Genomic DNA, 20,896 nt, shown 5'->3' on the forward strand with positions numbered 1-20,896 from the left:
ATCCGCACCCAAATGATCCGGATTCGCGAAGAAGGGAATCACCCACATGGATGAGACATTGCACACACTACCCAGAGCACGCACGACGGTCCGCAGAGCAGGCCGCGCCATCGCGGCCGCGGCGGCCGTCGCACTCGTGGCCTCGACCGCCGCGCTGGTGACCGCCTCGGCGGCCTCCGCCGCGACGGACTTCGACTACCCGACCGACTACGTCGAGAACGGCGTGACCGAGGCGCCGCTGCTCGGCTGGAGCAGCTGGTCGCAGCAGACGCTGCGGGCTGCCGGTTACAACGAGGTCGACGGCACCTCCTACTCCTACTCGTGGCTGACCGCCGATCACGTGATCGAGGCCGCCGACATCATGGCCGACAAGCTCGCCAGCCACGGCTACGAGTACGTCAACATCGACGCGGGATGGTGGCGTGAATGGGACTGGACCCCGGAGTACGACGAGTACGGACGCTACGCCGTGGACGAGGCCCGTTTCCCCGACGGGATCGAGTCGGTCATCGACTACATCCACTCCCTCGGGCTGAAGGTCGGGATCTACGTGCCGGTGGGGATGGAGAAGGGAGCGTACGACGACGGCGACTTCCCGATCGAGGGCTCGGCGACCTGCACCACGCATGATGCGGTCTACGACGATCTGCGCACCACCAACGGCTGGGACTCCTCCTACGCGCTCGACTTCGACAACGAGAACGGCTGCGCGCAGGCCTGGATAGACTCGCTGACCCGCCAATACGCCGACTGGGGGATCGACTTCCTCAAGATCGACGGAGTCGGCTACGGGTCCGGCCGGTCCGCCAGCAACGAGACCGTGTCCGGACAGTACGACAACCGCGCCGACCTGGCCGCATGGAACATCGGCTTCAACAAGGCGGGCACGGACGTCACGATCGCGCTGTCGTGGTCGCTCAGCGAGGACGACGCCTCCGACTGGCAGCAGCTCGGCGACTCGTGGCGCATCAGCGGCGACATCGAGGCCTGGGGCGACACGCTGACCACCTGGCGCAGCAACGGCTGGGGCGGACAGGTCGGCGGCATCGTCTCCCGCTTCTCGCAGGCGGCGGAGTGGGCGCAGTACGCGGGCTGGGACGTCGGCTGGAACGACCTCGACTCGCTGCTGGTCGGCGATCCGGAGGAGCTCTCCGGTCTCACCGACGACGAACGACGCACCGCCGCGACCCTGTGGGCGATCAGCGCCGCACCCTTCTACTCGGGCGACGATCTGACCGAGCTCGACGACCTGGGCCTGGAGCTGCTGACGAACGACGAGGTCCTGGCGATCGACCAGGCGGGTGTGCCGGCCACGCCGCTCGGCTCCACCGACGACGACGAGCAGGTGTGGGTCGCGCAGATCGACGGCAAGGAGGTCGTCGCACTGTTCAACCTCGCCGACACGGCCACGGAGATGACCGTGGACTACGAGGACGACCTGGGGCTGACCGGTCTCGCCGCTGCCACCGACGTCTGGGCCGGTGACGACCTCGGCACGGCGACCACGCTGACCGCGGCCGTCCCCGCCCACGGCACCCGGCTGTTCGAGGTCACACCCGCCGCGGCGGCGGCCACGACGGTGACCCTCACGGCGAGTGCGGCCGAGCAGACCTACGGCGCCGCTGACACCATCACGCTCAGCGCCGATGTCTCCGCCGACACCGGCGGCACCCCCGAGGGCACGGTGACCTTCCGCACCGCGGCGGGCACCTTCGCCTCGGCGACCGTCGTCGACGGGGTCGCGGCGGTCACGCTGCCGTCGACCTTCGAGGTGGGCGAGTACGACGCGTACGCGACGTTCGAGCCCGCAGACCCCTCCGCGTTCGCAGCGTCGGAGTCCTCGACGTCGTCGTTCACCGTGCTGGCGGCGCCGACCACGACCTCGGTCACCGTCGACCCGTCCAGCGCCGTCGTCGGCGATGACGTGACCGTCGAGGTCGCCGTCGCGGCGACCGGTTACGTCCCGACCGGCACCGTCACCCTGGCCTGGGAGTCGAGCACCGGCGACACCGGCTCGCAGTCCGGGGTCCTCACCGACGGCGGCGTCAGCTTCACGGTCTCCGGTCTCGCCGCCGGCACCTATCAGCTGACGGCGGAATACCTCGGTGACGCGGATGCCGCGGCGTCCAGCGCGGACCCGGTCGAGCTGACGGTGGCTGCGACGGCGAGCACGAGCAGCAGCTCGAGCCTGGCCTCGACGGGATCGGAGTGGTCGCCGGCGCTCGCGGTCGGGCTGGCGCTCGCCGTGCTCGCCGCGGGCCTCGGCCTGACGGCGGCGGGAATCCGCCGGCGCCGGCTCGACCTCTGAGGCACGCTCCCGCTTCGCCGGTGGAGGCGCCCTGCAGGGCCCTCCACCGGCAAAGCGAAGGCCTCACCTCTCCCCCGGTCGCACGCGTGCGACCCACCGACAGAAACGGAGCACCCGTGTCGCTCATCCACCTGCAGTCGTCCGCCACGAGCCTCGTCGTGACGGCCGAGAGCGCACGATTGCCGGCCGTGGTCTACTGGGGCCCGTCGCTGGGCGAGCTGTCGGATCGCGCGCTGCACGACATGGCCCGCGCGGGCACGGTGAGCGCCGACGAGAACACCTTCTGGAGCGTCTCGCACGCCCTGCCCGTGCTCCCGCAGCCCTCCGATCCGTGGCTGGCGCGGCCGGGCACGCTCCTCACGCGGGACAGCGGTCGCTCGGTCTCGCCGCGCTTCCTCGAGGTGTCGCACGACGTGCGCTCGGATGCGGCCGGGCAGCAGCTGGTGTCCACGGGCATCGACCGCGAGTCCGGAGTGGAGATCGAGGTGCGGCTGCGCGTCGACCCGAGCGGCGTCGTGATGATGGGGGCGCGCATCGGCAACGTCGGAACGGACGGGGCGGACGCACGTCTGCAGGTGCATCAGGTCGCGCCCTGCCTGCCGGTGCCGCCGTCGGCCGACGAGCTGTTCGACATGAACGGGCGGCACCTGCGAGAACGCTCGCCGCAGCGCACCGACTTCACCGTCGGCGCACGCGTCCGGGAGTCGTGGGAGGGCCGACCGGGCCACGACGCCGCGCTCTGGCTGTGCGCCGGCGAGCGCGGCTTCGGCTATCGCGCGGGGCTGGTGCACGGGATGCACGTCGCATGGAGCGGGAACCACCGGCTGGCTGCCGAGCACACCTCCACCGGGCGGAAGCTGCTGAGCGGAGCCGAGCTGCTCGAGCCGGGAGAGATCGTGCTGGCGCCCGGCGAGTCGTACCGGACGCCATGGATCGTCGCCTCGTGGGGGCACGGCCTCGACGAGCTGGCCGGACGGGTCCACACCTGGCTGCGCGGCCAGCCGGGGCATCCGCACAGCCCCCGCCCGGTGGTCGTGAACACCTGGGAGGCGGTGTACTTCGCGCAGGACGCCGACAAGCTGATGGCTCTGGCCGAGCGGGCGGCGGCGATCGGCGCGGAGCGGTTCGTGCTGGACGACGGCTGGTTCCTGCACCGTCGTCATGACCGCGCGGGTCTCGGCGACTGGCGGGTCGATCCCAGCGTCTGGCCGGCCGGCCTCGATCCCCTGGCGGACAGGGTGCGCTCGCTGGGCATGCAGTTCGGGCTGTGGGTGGAGCCGGAGATGGTCAACCCGGACTCGGATCTGGCCCGTGAGCATCCGTCTTGGCTCCTCGACGACGGCTCGGGCTCCGCGCTCTCGCATCGGCATCAGCGTGTCTTGGACCTGACCCGCCGCGAGGCCTTCGACCTCATCCTCGATCGGCTCGACGCCGTCATCCGAGATCACGGCGTCGCGTACCTCAAGTGGGACCACAACTCTCCCGTCGTCGGTCAGCGGCATTCGGACGACGGCCGGCCCGCGGTCCATGAGCAGACCGTGGCGGTGTACGCCCTGTTCGACGAACTGCGGCGGCGGCATCCGATCCTCGAGATCGAGTCCTGCTCCTCGGGCGGGGGGCGTATCGACCTGGAGATGGCGCGTCACGCGTCGCGCTTCTGGTCCTCCGACTGCATCGACGCCCACGAGAACCTCCGCATCTACGAGGGCACCGCTCTGCTGATCCCCCCGGAGATGATCGGCACCCACGTCGGCGCGCCCGTCTCGCACACGACCGGTCGCATCGCCGACCTGGGATTCCGCGCCGCGGTGGCGCTGTGGGGGCACATGGGCGTGGAATGGGATCTCACGCAGGTCGACGACGCCGGCCTGCGGGAGCTCGCCGGCTGGATCGATCTGCACAAGCGCCACCGCGGGCTGCTGCACTCCGGCGACACCGTGCACGCCGATCTCCCCCGCGGCGAGAACCGGCGCGTGTCGGGTGTCGTCGCACGCGATCGCGCAGAGGCGCTGTATCTCATCGCCGCCACGGACACGAACTCGACCTGGTCGGCCGGGCCGCTCCCGCTCCCCGGCCTGTCCCCGGATCGGGATTACCGGGTCGAGCTGCTGCGGGCCACGGATCACGGCGCGGAGCGCGCGCAGTGGATGCGGCCGGACGGCATCGTGCTTCCCGGGCGGGTGCTCGGCCGATACGGACTCGCGGTCCCGACGATGCGGCCCGACACCGCGCTGGTCGTCCGGGTGTCCCCGGCGTCCGGCGCCGAGCCTGCCCGCTGAACGCGCTCTCACGAAGAGGTCGAGCGGGCCAACACGTCCTCCGCCCGTCCGCGGGTACCGTGGCCGTGTGATCGTCAAGGTGAATCAGATCAACGGGCTGTTCCTCCTGAAAGACGATCTCTCCCTGCTAGACCGCTCCGATCACCTCGACGCTCTGATGACCGCGGGCGTCGCCTACTTCCAGATCGAGGTCGACTCGCTCACCGATCCCGGGAATCGGATCCCGGCGAGGGACCGGGCGCGCATCGCCGCCTTCTGCGACCGCTACCCGGTGATCCTGACCGACGTCTTCGCCTTCCCCGGGCCGGACGTCGACCAGCGTGGAACGTACCTGAACCTCGGTGCCGCCGCCGACGTGGCATATGACCACTCGCAGCGCCGTTTCTCGGCGGCCGCAGCACGCAGGGCGATCCGCGGCCGGGGATGACCGAGGTGGCGGCCCGCCGCGAGGTCCGCGTCGTCAGACGGCGGCGCTCGGCCGCGAGCCCCCGCGCGAGTAACCGGATGCGGCGTGGAACAGCGCCGCGTCGGCCGCGCTGGCGGGGGTGTAGAGCACGAGCTGCAGGTCGAGGCGGTCGGACGGGCGCACCTGGTGGTGCTCGAAGGTCACGGCGCCCACGTCCAGATGGAAGACCCGCGCCCGGGACTCGAACCCGCCGACGTCGTAGCTCCGCCACCACTCCCGGAACTCGCCGCTGCGTTCGGACAGCGCCGTGACGAGCTGGGCGAGAGCGGGATCGGTCAGCCGGTGCGCCGTCTCCGCACGGAACTCCGCCAGGAATCGCCGGCTGGTCACCTGCCAGTCGTCCAGCAGCTCTCGCAGCCGCGGGTCGGTGAACAGCAGCCACAGCAGGTTGCGTTCGACCGGCGCGACCTCGGCGATCCGCGGATACAGCAGCTCGTAGGCGTCGTTCCAGCCGGCGACGCCCCAGTCCGGGGTCAGCGCGTACGCGGGATGGTCGAGCGCGTCGAGCAGCCGCTGCACGTGCGGCGGCGCGGGTTCGACGTGCGCGGGGAGCGTGGGGGCGTATCCCCCCAGCGACAGCACGTACGCACGCTCGGCGTCGGTCAGCCGGAGCGCGTCGGCGACCGCTCCCAGCACCTGCCGGGACGGCGTGATGTCACGCCCCTGCTCCAGCCACGTGTACCAGGTCATGCTCACGCCGGACGCCACGGACACCTCCTCGCGGCGCAGGCCGACGAGCGCGCCACGCGTGCCCGGCGGCAGCGAGAGCGCCTCGCGGGAGAGCTGCTCGCGGCGCGCGCGCAGGAAGGCGCCGAGCTCCTTGCGGCGCTCCGGTTCGTCGGGCATGACCTCCACGCTAGTGCTCCGAGCACTAGCACCGGCGACGTCTGCGAGAACGCCGTCCGGTGCGGCAGGGTGGCATCATGCCCTATCTGCGTTCCCGGACCGTGACCCACGGCCGCAACATGGCCGGCGCCCGCGCACTGCTGCGCGCCGCCGGCGTCGACGCCGCCGACTTCGGCAAGCCGATCATCGCGGTCGCGAACAGCTTCACCGAGTTCGTCCCCGGCCACACCCACCTCCAGCCGGTGGGCCGCATCGTCTCGGATGCGGTGAAGGCGGCCGGCGGCATCCCGCGCGAGTTCAACACCATCGCTGTCGACGACGGCATCGCCATGGGCCACGGCGGGATGCTGTACTCGCTGCCCTCCCGCGACCTGATCGCGGACTCGGTCGAGTACATGGTCAACGCGCATCAGGCCGACGCGCTGGTGTGCATCTCCAACTGCGACAAGATCACCCCGGGGATGCTGATGGCCGCGCTGCGCCTGAACATCCCCACCGTGTTCGTCTCCGGCGGACCCATGGAGTCCGGCCGCGCGACGCTCACAGGCGGCACCGTGCGCACCCTCGACCTGGTCGACGCGATCTCGGAGGCCGTGAACGAGAACGTCTCCGACGCCGACATCCAGCGCATCGAGGAGTCGGCATGTCCCACCTGCGGGTCGTGCTCCGGCATGTTCACCGCGAACTCGATGAACTGCCTCACCGAGGCGATCGGGCTGTCGCTGCCCGGCAACGGCTCGACCCTCGCGACCCACACCGCCCGCCGGGCGCTCTACGAGGAGGCGGGCTCGCTCGCCGTCTCGCTCGCGCACCGCTACTACGACCAGGACGACGCGTCGGTGCTGCCCCGCAGCATCGCGACCCGTGCCGCGTTCGGCAACGCCATGGCGCTGGACATCGCCATGGGCGGCTCGACCAACACGATCCTGCACCTGCTCGCCGCGGCCCACGAGGCCGGCGTCGACTTCGGCCTCACCGACATCGACGCGGTGTCGCGGCGGGTGCCGTGCCTGGCCAAGGTGGCGCCGAACGTGGCCGGCAGCCGCACGTACTACATGGAGGACGTGCACCGGGCCGGCGGCATCCCGGCGATCCTCGGCGAACTGCACCGGGCGGGACTCCTCGACGAGGACGTCCACGCCGTCCATTCCGCGACGCTGGGCGAATGGCTCGACACGTGGGACGTGCGCGGCGGCGCCGCGACCGAACAGGCGACGCAGCTGTGGCACGCCGCCCCCGCCGGCCGCCGCTCCTCGACCGCCTTCTCGCAGTCGGAGCGCTGGGCCGACCTCGACACCGACGCGGCCGCCGGCTGCATCCGCGACGCCGCTCACGCCTATTCCGTCGACGGCGGCCTGGCCGTCCTCCGCGGCAACATCGCCGTCGACGGCGCCGTGGTCAAGACCGCGGGGGTCGACCCCTCGATCTGGACCTTCGCGGGCCCCGCCGTGGTCTGCGAGTCGCAGGAGGAGGCGGTGGAGAAGATCCTCGCGAGGCAGGTCTCGGCCGGCGATGTCGTCGTCATCCGCTACGAGGGACCCAAGGGCGGCCCCGGCATGCAGGAGATGCTGTATCCGACGTCGTTCCTCAAGGGGCGGGGCCTCGGCAAGCTGTGCGCGCTGATCACGGACGGCCGCTTCTCCGGCGGCACGTCGGGCCTGTCGATCGGGCACGTCTCCCCGGAGGCCGCGTCGGGCGGAGTGATCGCGCTCGTCGAGGACGGCGACATCGTCCGGATCGACATCCCCACCCGCGAGATCGCCCTCGACGTGCCGGAGGACGTGCTCGAGGAGCGCCGTGCGCGGCTGCTCGCCGCCGGCGGCTACCGCCCGCGCTCCCGAGAACGGGTCGTCTCCCCGGCGCTGCGGGCCTATGCCGTCATGGCGCAGTCGGCCGACAAGGGTGCCGTGCGCGACGTGGACGCCGTCGAGGCGGCCGTCGCCGCGCACTCCGTCCGCGAGCCGGTGCTGCACTGAGCCGCCGCTGCCGAGGGCTCATCGACGACTTCCACTAGGGTGACGGGATGGACATGCGCGTCGCGGCCTACGCGATCATCACCGACGACGCCGGCCATGTCCTCCTGGCGCACTGGAACGAAGGCCGGCACAGCGCATGGACGCTGCCCGGCGGGGGTCTCGAGGAGGGCGAGGACCCGGAGCACGCCGTGCGCCGCGAGGTCCGGGAGGAGACGGGCTACCGCGCCACGGTCGCCGGCCTGCTCGGCGTCCACTCCCGCGTCATCCCCGCCGGCCGCCGCATCGCGGAGAGCAGCGAGCCGCTGCACACCCTGCGCATCGTCTACCGCGCGAAGATCACCGGCGGCGGGCTGCGCAACGAGACCGACGGCAGCACCGACGAGGCGCGCTGGTTCCCGCTCGCCGAGGTCCGCGCGCTGCGCCGGGTGAAGCTCGTCGACATCGCCCTGGAATGGGCCGGGCTCCTCGACCGGCGGAAGGCGCGCTGACCGGCGGAGCCGTGCGCGACCGCTTCTGAGCCCCGAGCGCTACACGACGATGTCGGCGACGGTCGCGCCGAGCGCCGAGAGGAGCGCGTCGGCGTCGACGAACAGGCTGTGGCCGCGCGCCCCCGCCCCCATCGCCACCCGGCGCCCGCGGATCGACTCGTCGGCGAACACCGGCCACGCGGTCGTGCTGCCCAGCGGGACGATCGTCCCGCGCGCATAGCCGGTGGCGGCGAGGGCCCGCTCGGCATCCGGCAGCTGCAGCCGGTTCACCCCGACCACGGCGCGCAGCTTCGGCCAGGAGATCGTGCGGTCACCGGGCAGCAGCGCGAACAGGTACGTGTCATCGCTGCGCTTGATCACGAGGGTCTTGACGATGTCGGCGGGGGTCAGCCCCAGCAGTGACGCGGCCTCCTCGAGGCTGCCGGCATCCGGACGCTCGCGGATCTCGACCTCGAGACCGAGCGCGCCCGCCGCGTCGCGGACCCGGCGGGTCGGATCGTCGCCCACTCGGCTCAGGCGTCGGGGGCGCGCAGCGGGTCGTCGGCGACCCACAGCTCGTCGTCGGCGCGCAGCGTCTGCCACGCCGCGTAGAGCACGCCGGCCGCGGCGATGCCGCCGAGGATCAGCGCGATGATCCCGCCGGCGCCGATGCCCTTGCGCTTGGGCTCGAGTGCGGCCAGCCGGGCGGACAGCTTCTTGGTGGTCGCGGCGGAGTACTTGGCCGCCTTCTTCTGCAGCGCCGCCGAGTCGGGCAGCGTGAGACCGCGACCGGCCGCGATGCGCGCGCGCGTGTCCGCCGCGGCATCCCACACCGACAGGGCGCCGCCCACGACCGCGCCCGCCGCCGGGACGACCCCGTCGCTGAGGACGCGGCGGGACGCGCTCAGCCCGCGCGTCACATAGGGCTCGGCGTAGCGCTGATACCCGGCCTGCACCGCGGGGACGACGTGCTCGCGATTGTAGTTGCCCAGCTGACGACCCGCCTCGCGGGCGACATCAGCCGCTTCGCCGACGAGGACCTGCTGCGAGTCCCAGAGCTTGTTGGCCTGGTTCTGAAGCTTGCGCAGTTCCTTCTTGCGCTTGCGGGTGAGGCTGCTCACGAGTGATCTCCCCTTCGATGGGTGTACCGGTGCCCCCATCTTGCCAGAGCGACACCGCCCGTACACCGGGGCTTGTTATGAACTCTGCGACAATGTAGCCATGGTCACTCCTACCGGCACCGCCACCCTCCACACGAACCACGGCGACATCGTCGTCAACCTGTTCGGCGACCACGCGCCCCGCACGGTCAAGAACTTCGTCGGCCTGGCCGACGGCACCGGCGAGTGGACGGACCCCGCCACGGGCGAGCCGGGCGAGGGCCCGCTGTACACCGACGTGATCTTCCACCGCATCATCCCCGGCTTCATGATCCAGGGCGGCGACCCCCTCGGGCAGGGCACCGGCGGCCCGGGCTACAACTTCGACGACGAGATCCACCCCGAGCTCACCTTCCAGCAGCCCTACCTGCTCGCCATGGCCAACGCGGGCCTGCGTCGCAACGCCATCACCGGGGCCGTGGGGGGCACGAACGGGTCCCAGTTCTTCATCACCACCGACCCGACCCCGTGGCTGCAGGGCAAGCACACGATCTTCGGCGAGGTGGCGGATGCCGACTCCCGCGCGGTCGTCGACGCCATCGCGGCCGTGCCGACCGGCGCGGGTGACCGCCCGGTCGAGCCCGTGGTCATCAGCTCGATCGACATCGCGGCCGCCTGAGACCGCGGCATCCGTGACGACGCCCGAGTTCACGCGCAACCGCGAGAACTACTGCTACCGGCATCCCGACCGGCAGAGCTTCGTGCTCTGCCAGCGGTGCCTGCGCACGATCTGCCCCGAGTGTCAGACGCAGGCCGCGGTGGGCGTCATCTGCCCGGAGTGCATGGCCGAGCAGCGGCGTGAGCAGACCCCGGCACAACGCCGGGCAGGGCGGCGCTGGGGGCGACGCGGGTCGGCGGCCGCGGTGCTGCCGGGACAGCCCGTCGTCACCTACGCGATCATCCTGGTCACGGCCGCGGCCTATGTGCTGTCGCTGCTGATCCCCGACCAGCTCGTGCAGAGCTGGCTCGCGTTCTACGCCCCGCTGCTGTACCCGCAGTGGACCGGAAGCTTCGAGCCGTGGCGGCTGCTCACCGGCGCGCTCGTGCACTCGTCGTTCTGGCACATCGGCCTGAACATGCTGTCGCTGTGGATGATCGGCCGCATCCTGGAGCCCCTGCTGGGGCGCGGCCGGTTCCTGGCGCTGTACCTGATCAGCGCGCTGGGCGGGTCGGTGTGCGTCGCGTTGCTGGCGCCGACGTCCGTGGTGGTCGGCGCCTCCGGCGCCATCTTCGGGCTGTTCGGAGCTCTCATCATCATCGCGCGTCACCTGGGCGCCAATCTCACCGGCATCCTGATCGTCGTCGGCGTCAACCTGGCGATCGGCTTCATCCCCGGGATGGGCATCTCCTGGCAGGCGCACGTCGGCGGACTCGTCGCGGGTGCGCTGGGCGGGCTGATCTTCGCGCGCACCCGGCGCCGGGCGCAGCGCGGCCTTCAGATCGCGCTGCTGCTGGTGCTCACGGTCGGGCTGCTGCTGCTCCTGCTCGTGCCGCCCGTGATCTACGGCTGAGCGGAGTTATCCACAGCCTCATCCACACATGGGGATGAGTTACACCGGTGTAGTTCTACCGCCAGCGGGTGGTCATCAGGAACCCGACGAACGCGATGCCGAAGCCGATGACGAGGTTCCAGGCGTCGATGCCCGGGATCGGGTACGCCATCCCGCTCAGGTAGAAGACGAGGACCCACGCCAGCCCGATCAGCATCAGGCCGATCATGATGGGCTTGAACCACACCGGGTTCGGGGCGGGTTCCCCGGTGCCGGTGATGTCGTCGTCCTTGTCCACACGTGCCATGCGGCAATACTACCTGGGCGGACTCTCGGCTGCGCTCGCTACAATCCGGGGTGTGACCGCGCCCGAACCCGTGACCCGGCGCTCTCGTTCCCGGAGGCCGCGCCGCCGCACCAGCGTCGTCGGCGTGTTCGGCGAGATCCTGATCACCCTCGGCGTGGTCGCGCTGCTGTACGTGTCATGGCAGCTGTGGATCGGCGACCTCATCTACGGCGCGGAGCGCTCCGACCAGGCCCACAGCCTGTCCGAGCAGTGGCAGGCCGAGTACGAGGCCACGCAGACGGCGACGCCCGACCCGACCGCGACCGACGACACGGATGACGACTCCGCCGTCACCGTCCCGGTGGTGGCCCAGCCCGCCGACGGCGAGGTCTTCGCCACCATGTACATCCCGCGGTTCGGCTCCGACTACGCCTTCCCGATGGCGGGCGGGGTGACCAAGGCGACCACGCTCGACCCGATCGGCATCGGCCACTACATGGACACGCAGATGCCGGGCGAGGCGGGCAACGTCGCCGTCGCCGGCCACCGCACCACGTTCGGCAAGCCGTTCAACCAGATCGCGGACCTGCACGTGGGCGACGCGATCGTGATCGAGACGCTCGACGGCTGGTACACGTACCGCTTCCGCACGCTCGAATACGTCACGCCCGACTCGGTGGACGTGCTGCTGCCGGTGCCGCAGGAGGTGGACGTGACCAGCGACGAGAGCTTCCTGACGATGACCAGCTGCAGCCCCATGTACTCGCAGGCCGAGCGCATCGTCGCCTACAGCGTGTTCGAATCGTTCACGCCGCGCGCCGACGGGGCGCCGGCATCCCTGACCGAGGGGGTCTCCTGATGTACGCGGCACTGTGGCGGGTCCTGCCCGGCCCGTGGTGGGTGCGACTGCTCATCCTGCTGGCGCTGATCGCCGCCGTGCTGTATGCGCTCTTCTACTACGTGTTCCCCTGGGCCTCGACCTACATCAACCCGCAGGACGTCACGGTCGAGTGAGCGCCGCGGTGCGCGTGCTCATGGTCGACAACCATGACAGCTTCGTCCACACCCTCGTCGGCTACCTCGTCGAGCTCGGCGCGGTGGTCGAGATCGTCGAGGCGGACGAGATCGACCCGGAGGCCGTCGTGCCCGCCCTCGCCGGATACGACGGCGTCGTGGTCTCGCCGGGGCCCGGTCGCCCGGAGCGCGCCGGAGCGTCCGTGCGCGTGGTCCAGGCGGCCGTCGACCTCGAGGTGCCGCTGCTCGGCGTGTGCCTGGGCCATCAGGCCGTCGCGGTGGCCGTCGGCGCCCGCGTGGTCGAGGCGCCCGAGCTGATGCACGGGCAGACCAGCGAGGTCACGCATGACGGGTCCGCGCTGTTCGAGGGTCTGCGCTCGCCGTTCACCGCCGGCCGGTACCACTCGCTCGCGGTCGAGGAGTCGAGCCTGCCGTCGGCGGCACGGGTGACCGCGCGCACCCCCGAGGGCACCGTGATGTCGATCGCGCACCGCACCGCACCGGTGCACGGCGTGCAGTTCCATCCGGAGAGCGTGCTGACCGAGGGCGGCTACCGGCTGCTCGCGAACTGGCTGCGCACGATCGGCGCGACGGATGCGCCGGCGCGCGCGGCGCATCTCTCCCCGCACCGGGGGGCGCTCAGCCCGAGCACACGGTCAGCGTGACCGTCGACCCGATCGCGATCTCGCCGGGCGCCACCGACATGGCCTCGACGGTCGGGGGCGAGGATGCCGTGCAGTTCGCGTCGTCGGCCGTGGCCGCGGTGAGGCCGAGCGACTGGAGCTCGCGGGTCGCGGCGTCCACCGTGTAGCCGGTGACGTCGTTGAGCACGACCTTCCCGCTGGCGACCCTCAGGTTGACCGTGGCGCCGATGGGGACGGCGCTCCCCGCGTCCACCGTGACGCCCGCCACGTCCGCGGAGATCACCGTGCCGGCAGCCAGGGTCGCGCTGTTGACGGAGGTGATCGTGCCCACCAGCAGCCCGGCGTCGGTGATCGCGGCCTGCGCGGTGGTCTGGTCGGTGCCCACGACCGTCGGCATGTCGACCGTCGCCGTTCCGGAGGAGACGTAGACGGTGATGGTCTGGCCGCTGGTCACCTGGGATCCCACCGCCGGGTCGGTCCGGATGACGTTTCCGGCCGCGATGGTGTCGTCGGTGATGTCCTCGCGCGCAGCGGTCAGGTCCGCCTGCTGGAGGAGCGTGACGGCGCGGTCGTACGTCATCGTCGTCACGTCGGGAACGGTGCGCACGGAGTCGGCCTGCAGCGCTGCCGAGCGCAGCGAGATCACCCAGAACAGCACGGAGACCAGCAGCACGGCGAGCACGGCGACGCCCGCCCAGATCCACGCCGCCGGCGGGCCCGGCTGGGTGCGCTTCACGGTCGTGTCGGCCGAGAGCTGCCGCAGCGTCCGTGCCGTCTCCGCGGCGGTGCGCGGGTTCGGACCGTAGAGCTCGCTGGTCAGCGCGCCCAGCTCGCGCTTGCTCGGCGCCCGGCCGGTCAGGGCGGCGCCCAGGGCCTGCCGGAACGAGGCGGCATCCTGGAACCGCTGGAACGGGTCCTTCGCGAGCGCGCGCAGCACCACCGCGTCGAGTCCGAGCGGCAGGATCTCGATGACCTCCGACGGCGGCACCGGCGCCTCGCTGACGTGCTGGTAGGCCACGGCGACCGGGGTGTCGCCCCGGAACGGCGGACGCCCGGTGAGCAGCTCGTAGAGCACGACGCCGGCGGAGTAGAGGTCGGTGCGGGCGTCGACCGGCTCGCCCTTGGCCTGCTCCGGCGAGAAGTAGGCGGCGGTGCCGATGATGGCGGTGGTCTCGGCGACGGTCGACGAGGAGTCCGACACCGCGCGCGCGATGCCGAAGTCCATGACCTTGACCTGCCCGGCGTCGGTGACCATCACGTTGCCCGGCTTGATGTCGCGATGGATGACCCCGGCGCGGTGGGAGTACTCGAGCGCCTCGAGGATGCCGTCGGCGTAGCGGACGGCATCCTCCGCCGGGACGGGCCCCTCGGCGATGATCTGCTTGAGCAGCGTGCCGTGCACGAGCTCCATGACGATGTAGGGCACGGGATGGGTGACGCCGTCGGGCGTGGTCTCGGCGTCCTCGCCGGCGTCGTACACGCGCACGATCGTGGGGTGCGCCATCCGGGACGCGGCCTGCGCCTCGAGCCGGAAGCGGGTGCGGAACGCGGCGTCCTCGGCGAGCTCCCGCTTGAGGAGCTTGAGGGCGACGTCGCGGCCGAGGGTCAGGTCGTAGCCGCGGTAGACGCTGGCCATGCCACCACGGCCGATGAGCTCATCGACCCGGTAGCGGCCCGCAAGGATACGCGGCTCAGCTGTCACGGTGACTCCCTGGATGCAACGGCAACCAGACTAACCGACGGGTCGCGGCCGACCCTGGGGCATCGCTGTCAGTGGGAGGAGCTCGGCGACGGAGAGCTCGTCGAGGTGACCTGCGCGGTCGCCGCGTCCGAGGTGTCCGTCGTGCGCTCGCCGCTGGATCCGCTGCCCGAGCAGGTCACGGAGTACGTGAGCACGACCGTCTCGCCCGAGCTGGCGGTGACCTTCGCCGTCCCGCTGCGCTCCGACGATCCATACTGCGCCGTGGTCGAATCCGTCGTGGTGAACGTGCCCCCCGAGATCGTGAACGAGTAGGCGGTCACGGAGCCGGTGCCCGAGGGGCAGGAGTACGACGGCCAGGTGAAGGTGATCGTCGAGCCGGTCGTGACGGTGGTGGTCGCGATCGACGGCGCGTCCGGGGTGTCCAGCGAGACCTGGTCCGCGTAGTAGGTGAGCGTGATGGTGGAGCCCGTCGCCACGTTCCCGGTCGGCTGGACGTCGTAGACCAGCCCGACCTGCGACGAGCTCGAGGCGTTGTTGCCCGCCACGCAGTTCGCGACGAGCTCCGCGGCCTCGGCCTTCGCGGCGGCGGCATCGCAGGAGAGGCCGGTCAGGCCCAGCGACGCGACGGCCACCGTCGTCGTGGAGGCGGTCGGCGTCGACGACGTGGTGGTGCGGGTGGTGGTCGTCGAGCCCGAGGCGTCGCTCGAGCTGTCGCGATTGCCGAACAGCGCCCAGACGGTGCCGGCCAGCACGATCAGCAGGATGACGATCAGCGCGATCAACGGCCAGGTCCACGGACTGCGCTTGCGCTTGGGCTCGGGCTTCGTGGTCGTGGCGGCGGTCGCCGTCGCGGGCATCAGCTGCGTCGCCGCGGCGGTCTCGCCCACGCCCAGGATCTGGGTGGCGTCATCGGTCGCGAGCCCGGCGGCGATCGCGGGCACGGCCGTGGTCGCCGCGGTGACGTCGCCGCGACGCAGGGCGTTCGCGGCACGGGCGACGGCGGCGGCGGACGCCGGGCGGTCCTCCGGCTTCTTCGCGATCATCGCCATCACGAGGTTCTGCACCGGCTCGGCGACCGTCGGCGGCAGCGGCGGCGGCTGCTCGTTGATCTGCGCCATCGCGATCGCGACCTGCGATTCGCCGGTGAAGGGCCGCTTGCCGGCCAGGCACTCGTAGGCGACGATGCCGAGGGAGTAGATGTCGGTGGCGGGGGATGCCGGATGGCCGGATGCCTGCTCCGGCGAGAGGTACTGCACCGTGCCCATCACCTGGCCGGTCGCCGTCAGCGGCACCTGGTCGGCGATGCGGGCGATGCCGAAGTCGGTGATCTTCACCCGGCCGTCCGGGGTGATCAGCAGGTTCCCCGGCTTGATGTCGCGGTGGACGAGGCCGGCGGCGTGGGCGGCCTGAAGGGCGGACGCCGTCTGCGCGACGATGTCCAGGGTCTTGTCGGTGGACAGCGATCCCTCGCGCTCGAGGATCGTCGACAGCGCCTCGCCGGGCACGAGCTCCATGACCAGGAACGCGGAGCCGTTCTCCTCGCCGTAGTCGAAGACGCTGGCGATGCCCTCGTGGTTGACGAGCGCGGCGTGCCGCGCCTCCGCGCGGAACCGCTCGAGGAACCCGGGGTCCCCCATGTACTCGTCCTTGAGGATCTTGATGGCGACGGTGCGGCCGATGACGTGGTCGGTGGCCTCCCACACCTCGCCCATGCCGCCGATCGCGATCCGCGAGTCGAGCTCGTACCGTCCGCCGAACGTCGCACCCTGCGTCGGTCTCATTTGCCCAGCACCGCCTCCATGACCTTCTTCGCTATCGGCGCCGCGATGGTGTTACCCGTCCCGGACTGCCCTTCGCCTCCGCCGTTCTCGACGACGACCGCGACAGCGACCTGCGGATCATCGGCGGGCGCGAATCCCGTGAACCACAGGGTGTACGGTTCGCTGTCACCGTTCTCCGCGGTGCCGGTCTTACCCGCCACCTCGACGCCGTCTATTCTTGCATTGGACGCTGCGCCATCACTGACATTGGCGATCATCATCTCCACCAGCTCCGCATCCAGCGTGGAATCCAGCGCGGTGCCGTACTCGCTGGGGTCGAAGGTCTGCTGCACCGACAGGTCGGGGCCGATCACCTCGTCCACCATCTGCGGGTTCATCACGACGCCGCCGTTCGCGATGCCGGCCGAGACCATCGCCATCTGCAGCGGCGTCGCCGTCACCTGACCCTGGCCGAAGCCCGTCAGCGCGGTCTGCGCGTCGTCGAGGCCGGTCGGGTAGCTGGAGGCCGTCGACTCCAGCGGCGTCGAGAACGAGCTGTTGAACCCGTACTTCTCCGCCTCGGCGCGGATCGCGTCGTCGCCGAGCTCGGCGGCGAGCTCGGCCATCGGGATGTTGCAGCTCAGCCGCAGCGCGTCGGCGATCGTCACGGTGTCCCCCGAGCCGCAGGTGCCTCCGCCGAAGTTCTGGATCGAGGTCGAGGTCCCCGGCAGCGTGTAGGACGACAGGTTCGGCAGCGTGGACTCCGGGGTGTACTCGCCGGAGGCGAGCGCGGTCGAGACCACCACGAGCTTGAACGTGGAGCCGGGCGGGTTGAGGTTGCCGGCGATGGCCCGGTTGTAGAGCGGGTTGACCGCGGCCGACACGAGCTCGTCGTAGGTCTGGTTCACCGCCACGGTGTCGTGCGAGGCCAGCAGGTTGGTGTCGTAGCTGGGGCTGGTGACCATGGCCAGGATCCGGCCGGTCGACGGCTCGATCGCGATGACCGCGCCCTGCAGGTCGCCGAGCGCGTCGTACGCGGCCTGCTGCACGTCGGCATCCAGCGACAGCACGACGTTGGAGCCCTGCGCCGACTGCCCGGTGAAGATCTGCTGCACCCGGGAGAGGAACTGCGACGAGCCGGTGCCGCTGAGCTCCTGGTTCATGGCCTGCTCGATGCCGGTCGCAGATCCCAGAGCCGCGTTGATGTAGCCCGTGACGGGCGCCCACATCTCCGAATCGGTGTAGACGCGCTGCCAGCTGTAGACGTCGTCGGAGGGCACCGAGGTCGCGATCGCGGAGCCGCTCGCGATGATCGAGCCGCGCTGCACCTCGTACGAGTCGTACAGCGCCCGCTTGTTCTCCGGGTTGTCGGCGAGGGAGCCCGCCGCCACGACCTGGATGAAGCTCGTCGAGGCGAACAGGACGAGGAACATCACCAGCATCAGGATGCTGAGCCGCCGCAGCTGCGTCGTCATCCGATCACCACCCGGGGCTGGTTGCGCACGGCATCCGAGATGCGCAGCAGGATCGCGACGATGATCCAGTTCGCCACCAGGGAGGAGCCGCCGGCGGCCAGGAACGGGGTCGTGAGCCCGGTCAGCGGGATCACCCGCGTGACGCCGCCGACCATGATGAACACCTGCAGCGCGATCGTGAAGGCCATGCCGGTGGCCAGCAGCTTGCCGAAGTCGTCCTGCCCGGCCACGCCGATGCGGATGCCGCGGCTGGTGAACACCAGGTACAGGCAGAGGATCGCGAACACGCCGATGAGGCCGAGCTCCTCGCCGAGGCTGGGGAAGATGTAGTCGCTCTGCGCGAGCGGGGTCAGCCCGGGCCGGCCCTGACCGAGACCGGTGCCGATGAGCCCGCCGTGCGCGAGGCCGAAGATGCCCTGCACGAGCTGATAGCTGCTGTTGTCCATCAGCTCCGGGTTGAACGCGTCCAGCCAGTTCGTGAAGCGGGCACCGACGTAGGGCAGCACCTGCGAGGCGGCCAGGGCCCCGCCGACGGCCAGTACGACGCCGAGGAGCACCCAGCTGGTCTTCCCGGTGGCGACGTAGAGCATCGCCACGAACATCCCGAAGATGAGCAGTCCGGTGCCGAGGTCGCGCTGCAGGACGATGATCGCGAGCGAGACCAGCCAGATGACCAGGATCGGGCCGAGCTCGCGGGCGCGCGGCCATGTCATGCCCAGGAAGCGCGTGCCGACGGAGGTGAGGCTCTCACGGGTGCGCACCAGGTATCCGGCGAAGAAGATCGCCAGCGAGATCTTCGCCAGCTCGCCCGGCTGGAACGAGAAGAAGCCCAGCGAGACCCACACGTCGGCGTTCGCATCGGTTCCGAGGCCGGGCACGAGCGGCAGGAGCAGGAGCAGGATGCCGACGAAGCCGAAGATGTAGGTGTAGCGGAACAGCACCCGGTAGTTGCGCAGGCCGATGACCACCGCCAGCGCGAGCGCATAGGCGATGGCGGCCCACGCGAGCTGGCGGGTGGAGGCCGCCGACCAGCCCGTCGCGGCGTCCCCGAGGTCGATGCGGTAGATCATGGCGAGCCCGACGCCGGTGAGGATCGTGCCGATCGGCAGCAGGAACGGGTCGGCGGCGGGCGCGACGAAGCGCAGCACGACATGCATGGCGATGGCGAGCAGGGCCAGCACGCCGCAGTAGTAGAGGAAGCTCGGGTCGATCTCGGCCTCCACGCCCAGCTGCACGAGCGCGACGGCGACGCCGTTGATGACCAGGGCGAACAGCAGCAGTGCGAGCTCGCGGTTGCGCTGCTTCTGCGGCATCCGGATGCGCTTGAGCGCGCGCAGCACGGCCGTGTCGGTGGAGACCGGAGTCGATGCGGCGGTCATCCGGTGCTCTCCTCGGTGGTCAGTCGCGACACGATCTCCTCGGCGGCCTCGAGGGATCCCGCCGTGATCGGCCGCGTCTGCAGCGTCTGCAGCTCGAACGGGGTGAGGGAGCTGACGGCGACGTCGGTGACCTCGTACTCGCTGGAGAGCGATATCGGCCCGATGGTGGCCTGGATGCCGCGGTAGATGACCACGTACTCGTCGTTCACGCCGACGTAGTACTGCGTCTGGGTCCAGCTGTAGCCGGCGAACAGCGCGCCGCCGATCGCGGCGAGCACGAGGACGAGCCCCACGAGCCAGCCGACGCGGCGTCGTCGGGCTCGGCGACGGTCCTCCTCGATGAGCTCCTCGAGGAACTCGGGGGCGGGCTCGAAGTGCGTCGGCTCGTTCGCGGCCTGGCGATTGGGGTGCAGCCACGACGAGCGCCCGGCGCGCGCGGCCGGCACCTCGATCCCCGAGGGCGTGGACGCCGAGCCGACGATGGTCGGCGTGCCGGAGAAGACCGGGTGGTGGCCGCCGACGTCGACGATCACGATCGTGACGTTGTCGGGCGCCCCGGCGTCCAGCGCCAGCTTCAGCAGATGGTCGGCCGCGCGGGCGGGGGCGATGCCCCCGCCGAGCGCCTTCGCGGTGTGCGCGTCGTCGATGACGCCGCACAGGCCGTCGGAGCACAGCAGCCATCGGTCGCCGGGGCGGGTCGGCATGATGAACGTGTCGACCTCGGGGTCGGGGTCCATGTCGCCGAGCACCCGCATGAGCACCGAGCGGCGCGGGTGGTAGCGGGCCTCTTCCGGCGTGATCCGCCCGGAGTCGACCAGGCGCTGCACGAACGTGTGGTCGGTGGTGATCTGGGTGAGGGCGCCGTCGCGGTACAGGTAGATGCGCGAGTCGCCGATGTGCGCGATCACGGCGTAGTCGTCGACCATCAGCAACGCGCTCACGGTCGTGCCCATGCCGGCGAGCTCGGGGCGCACGCGCACGGTGTCGATGATGTCGCCGGCGGTCTCGGTGACCGCGTGACGCAGGGCGTGCTCGGCCTCGGCGGTCGAGCCGAACGGCTCGTCGAGCGGGGCGATGCGCGCGATCGCGAGGCTGGAGGCGACGTCGCCCCCGGCGTGTCCGCCCATCCCGTCGGCCACGACGAACAGGTTGGAGCCGGCGTAGCCGGAGTCCTGGTTGTTCGAGCGCACCTTGCCGGTGTGCGAGAGCGCGGCGCTCGAGCCCTGGAAGACCATCGGCTGCCGTCAGCCCTGCAGCTCGAAGGTCGTGGCGCCGACCTTGATCGGTGCGCCGATGACGACGGGGACGGGCGCGGCGACCCGCTGCCCGTCGTGCCAGGTGCCGTTGGTCGAGTCGAGGTCCTGCAGCATCCACTGCTCGCCCCAGAGCATGAGACGGGCGTGATGGCTCGAGGTGTAGTCGTCGCGGATCACGAGGCCCGACTCGCTGGACCGGCCGATCGTGAGCGGCTCGGTGCCGAGCGGGATCTCCAGCCCCGCCTTCGGGCCGCTCGTGATGACGATGCGGTGCGCGGTCTCGGTCGTGGCCTTGGCGCCCTTGCCCGGCTTCGCCTTCGTGGCCGCGCGCGCGGGCGCCGGCGGGGCGAGCACCGGGGCGACCGGAGCGGTCGGGGCGGCGGGGGAC

At 71.1% G+C, this 20,896-nt stretch carries 20 protein-coding genes; 10 read left to right on the plus strand and 10 right to left on the minus strand.

Annotated elements, in window-relative coordinates:
- Nucleotides 1-46 precede the first annotated feature (46 nt).
- The 3 genes from QM626_RS00855 to QM626_RS00865 all read left to right on the plus strand — a co-directional run bounded on the left by QM626_RS00855 (nucleotide 47) and on the right by QM626_RS00865 (nucleotide 5,014).
- Complete coding sequence (locus QM626_RS00855) at nucleotides 47-2,308, plus strand: Ig-like domain repeat protein (RefSeq protein ID WP_415072933.1); 2,262 nt, start codon at nucleotides 47-49, stop codon at nucleotides 2,306-2,308.
- Nucleotides 2,309-2,424: 116 nt separating this feature from the next.
- Nucleotides 2,425-4,587 (plus strand): alpha-galactosidase, encoded by a 2,163-nt coding sequence (locus QM626_RS00860; protein ID WP_415072935.1) that lies wholly within the window; start codon nucleotides 2,425-2,427, stop codon nucleotides 4,585-4,587.
- Nucleotides 4,588-4,654: 67 nt separating this feature from the next.
- A complete protein-coding gene (locus QM626_RS00865) occupies nucleotides 4,655-5,014 on the plus strand; it encodes a hypothetical protein (protein WP_415072937.1) in 360 nt (119 codons plus the stop codon).
- A 33-nt stretch (nucleotides 5,015-5,047) separates the two neighbouring features.
- Here QM626_RS00865 and QM626_RS00870 read toward each other — a convergent pair whose 3' ends face one another.
- Complete coding sequence (locus QM626_RS00870; protein WP_415072939.1) at nucleotides 5,048-5,899, minus strand: helix-turn-helix transcriptional regulator; 852 nt, start codon at nucleotides 5,897-5,899, stop codon at nucleotides 5,048-5,050.
- A gap of 77 nt (nucleotides 5,900-5,976) precedes the next feature.
- Between QM626_RS00870 and ilvD the strand changes: the two genes are divergently transcribed.
- Both ilvD and QM626_RS00880 read left to right on the plus strand, forming a co-directional pair.
- A complete protein-coding gene (gene ilvD / locus QM626_RS00875; protein WP_415072941.1) occupies nucleotides 5,977-7,875 on the plus strand; it encodes a dihydroxy-acid dehydratase in 1,899 nt (632 codons plus the stop codon).
- A 47-nt stretch (nucleotides 7,876-7,922) separates the two neighbouring features.
- Entirely contained in the window at nucleotides 7,923-8,363 is a 441-nt protein-coding gene (locus QM626_RS00880) for an NUDIX hydrolase (protein WP_415072943.1), read from the plus strand.
- A gap of 39 nt (nucleotides 8,364-8,402) precedes the next feature.
- Here QM626_RS00880 and QM626_RS00885 read toward each other — a convergent pair whose 3' ends face one another.
- Nucleotides 8,403-8,870, minus strand: coding sequence for an aminoacyl-tRNA deacylase (locus QM626_RS00885; protein WP_415072945.1), 468 nt, complete (start codon nucleotides 8,868-8,870; stop codon nucleotides 8,403-8,405).
- 5 nt (nucleotides 8,871-8,875) lie between these two features.
- Nucleotides 8,876-9,502, minus strand: a complete 627-nt coding sequence (locus QM626_RS00890) for a DNA helicase (protein ID WP_415072947.1) — start codon at nucleotides 9,500-9,502, stop codon at nucleotides 8,876-8,878.
- Between the two features lie 61 nt (nucleotides 9,503-9,563).
- On the opposite strand from QM626_RS00890, the gene QM626_RS00895 reads away from it, so the two are divergent.
- Complete coding sequence (locus QM626_RS00895) at nucleotides 9,564-10,121, plus strand: peptidylprolyl isomerase (RefSeq protein ID WP_415072949.1); 558 nt, start codon at nucleotides 9,564-9,566, stop codon at nucleotides 10,119-10,121.
- 13 nt (nucleotides 10,122-10,134) lie between these two features.
- Nucleotides 10,135-11,013 (plus strand): rhomboid family intramembrane serine protease, encoded by an 879-nt coding sequence (locus QM626_RS00900; protein WP_415072952.1) that lies wholly within the window; start codon nucleotides 10,135-10,137, stop codon nucleotides 11,011-11,013.
- Between the two features lie 55 nt (nucleotides 11,014-11,068).
- Here QM626_RS00900 and QM626_RS00905 read toward each other — a convergent pair whose 3' ends face one another.
- Nucleotides 11,069-11,299, minus strand: a complete 231-nt coding sequence (locus QM626_RS00905) for a cell division protein CrgA (protein ID WP_415072954.1) — start codon at nucleotides 11,297-11,299, stop codon at nucleotides 11,069-11,071.
- Between the two features lie 52 nt (nucleotides 11,300-11,351).
- Between QM626_RS00905 and QM626_RS00910 the strand changes: the two genes are divergently transcribed.
- From QM626_RS00910 to QM626_RS00920, 3 genes are read left to right on the plus strand one after another with little or no spacing between them, the layout of a single operon-like run.
- Nucleotides 11,352-12,137, plus strand: a complete 786-nt coding sequence (locus QM626_RS00910) for a class E sortase (protein ID WP_415072956.1) — start codon at nucleotides 11,352-11,354, stop codon at nucleotides 12,135-12,137.
- A complete protein-coding gene (locus QM626_RS00915) occupies nucleotides 12,137-12,292 on the plus strand; it encodes a hypothetical protein (RefSeq protein ID WP_415072958.1) in 156 nt (51 codons plus the stop codon). Before QM626_RS00910 ends, QM626_RS00915 begins: the two co-directional genes overlap by 1 nt.
- On the plus strand, nucleotides 12,289-12,957 hold the full coding sequence (locus QM626_RS00920) for an anthranilate synthase component II (RefSeq protein ID WP_415072960.1): 669 nt from the start codon (nucleotides 12,289-12,291) through the stop codon (nucleotides 12,955-12,957). Before QM626_RS00915 ends, QM626_RS00920 begins: the two co-directional genes overlap by 4 nt.
- On the opposite strand, the gene pknB is transcribed toward QM626_RS00920, so the two are convergent.
- The 6 genes from pknB to QM626_RS00950 all read right to left on the minus strand — a co-directional run.
- The gene (pknB, locus tag QM626_RS00925) at nucleotides 12,932-14,638 is read right to left on the minus strand and encodes a Stk1 family PASTA domain-containing Ser/Thr kinase (protein WP_415072962.1); all 1,707 of its coding nucleotides are present in this window, start codon (nucleotides 14,636-14,638) and stop codon (nucleotides 12,932-12,934) included. The two genes, QM626_RS00920 and pknB, sit on opposite strands and share 26 nt — an antisense overlap.
- A 68-nt stretch (nucleotides 14,639-14,706) precedes the next feature.
- Complete coding sequence (locus QM626_RS00930; protein ID WP_415072964.1) at nucleotides 14,707-16,419, minus strand: serine/threonine-protein kinase; 1,713 nt, start codon at nucleotides 16,417-16,419, stop codon at nucleotides 14,707-14,709.
- On the minus strand, nucleotides 16,416-17,873 hold the full coding sequence (locus tag QM626_RS00935) for a peptidoglycan D,D-transpeptidase FtsI family protein (protein WP_415072966.1): 1,458 nt from the start codon (nucleotides 17,871-17,873) through the stop codon (nucleotides 16,416-16,418). Before QM626_RS00935 ends, QM626_RS00930 begins: the two co-directional genes overlap by 4 nt.
- Nucleotides 17,870-19,252 (minus strand): FtsW/RodA/SpoVE family cell cycle protein, encoded by a 1,383-nt coding sequence (locus QM626_RS00940; protein WP_415072968.1) that lies wholly within the window; start codon nucleotides 19,250-19,252, stop codon nucleotides 17,870-17,872. The genes QM626_RS00935 and QM626_RS00940 overlap by 4 nt, the downstream gene beginning before the upstream one ends.
- Nucleotides 19,249-20,487, minus strand: a complete 1,239-nt coding sequence (locus QM626_RS00945; RefSeq protein WP_415072970.1) for a PP2C family protein-serine/threonine phosphatase — start codon at nucleotides 20,485-20,487, stop codon at nucleotides 19,249-19,251. Before QM626_RS00945 ends, QM626_RS00940 begins: the two co-directional genes overlap by 4 nt.
- A gap of 9 nt (nucleotides 20,488-20,496) precedes the next feature.
- Nucleotides 20,497-20,896 (minus strand): FHA domain-containing protein (locus QM626_RS00950; RefSeq protein WP_415072972.1); only part of this gene is annotated, 400 nt, incomplete at its 5' end.

It is taken from the genome of Microbacterium sp. (genome assembly GCF_047606385.1).
In the GTDB taxonomy this organism is placed as follows: domain Bacteria; phylum Actinomycetota; class Actinomycetes; order Actinomycetales; family Microbacteriaceae; genus Microbacterium.

Bases quoted from the DNA above. Each gene is read 5' to 3' on its own strand.
- QM626_RS00855 (WP_415072933.1), top strand. From the start codon at position 47: ATGGATGAGACATTGCACACACTACCCAGAGCACGCACGACGGTCCGC.
- QM626_RS00870 (WP_415072939.1), bottom strand. From the start codon at position 5,899: ATGCCCGACGAACCGGAGCGCCGCAAGGAGCTCGGCGCCTTCCTGCGC.
- ilvD (WP_415072941.1), top strand. From the start codon at position 5,977: ATGCCCTATCTGCGTTCCCGGACCGTGACCCACGGCCGCAACATGGCC.
- QM626_RS00880 (WP_415072943.1), top strand. From the start codon at position 7,923: ATGGACATGCGCGTCGCGGCCTACGCGATCATCACCGACGACGCCGGC.
- QM626_RS00890 (WP_415072947.1), bottom strand. From the start codon at position 9,502: ATGGGGGCACCGGTACACCCATCGAAGGGGAGATCACTCGTGAGCAGC.
- QM626_RS00895 (WP_415072949.1), top strand. From the start codon at position 9,564: ATGGTCACTCCTACCGGCACCGCCACCCTCCACACGAACCACGGCGAC.
- QM626_RS00905 (WP_415072954.1), bottom strand. From the start codon at position 11,299: ATGGCACGTGTGGACAAGGACGACGACATCACCGGCACCGGGGAACCC.
- QM626_RS00915 (WP_415072958.1), top strand. From the start codon at position 12,137: ATGTACGCGGCACTGTGGCGGGTCCTGCCCGGCCCGTGGTGGGTGCGA.
- QM626_RS00930 (WP_415072964.1), bottom strand. From the start codon at position 16,419: ATGAGACCGACGCAGGGTGCGACGTTCGGCGGACGGTACGAGCTCGAC.
- QM626_RS00935 (WP_415072966.1), bottom strand. From the start codon at position 17,873: ATGACGACGCAGCTGCGGCGGCTCAGCATCCTGATGCTGGTGATGTTC.
- QM626_RS00940 (WP_415072968.1), bottom strand. From the start codon at position 19,252: ATGACCGCCGCATCGACTCCGGTCTCCACCGACACGGCCGTGCTGCGC.
- QM626_RS00945 (WP_415072970.1), bottom strand. From the start codon at position 20,487: ATGGTCTTCCAGGGCTCGAGCGCCGCGCTCTCGCACACCGGCAAGGTG.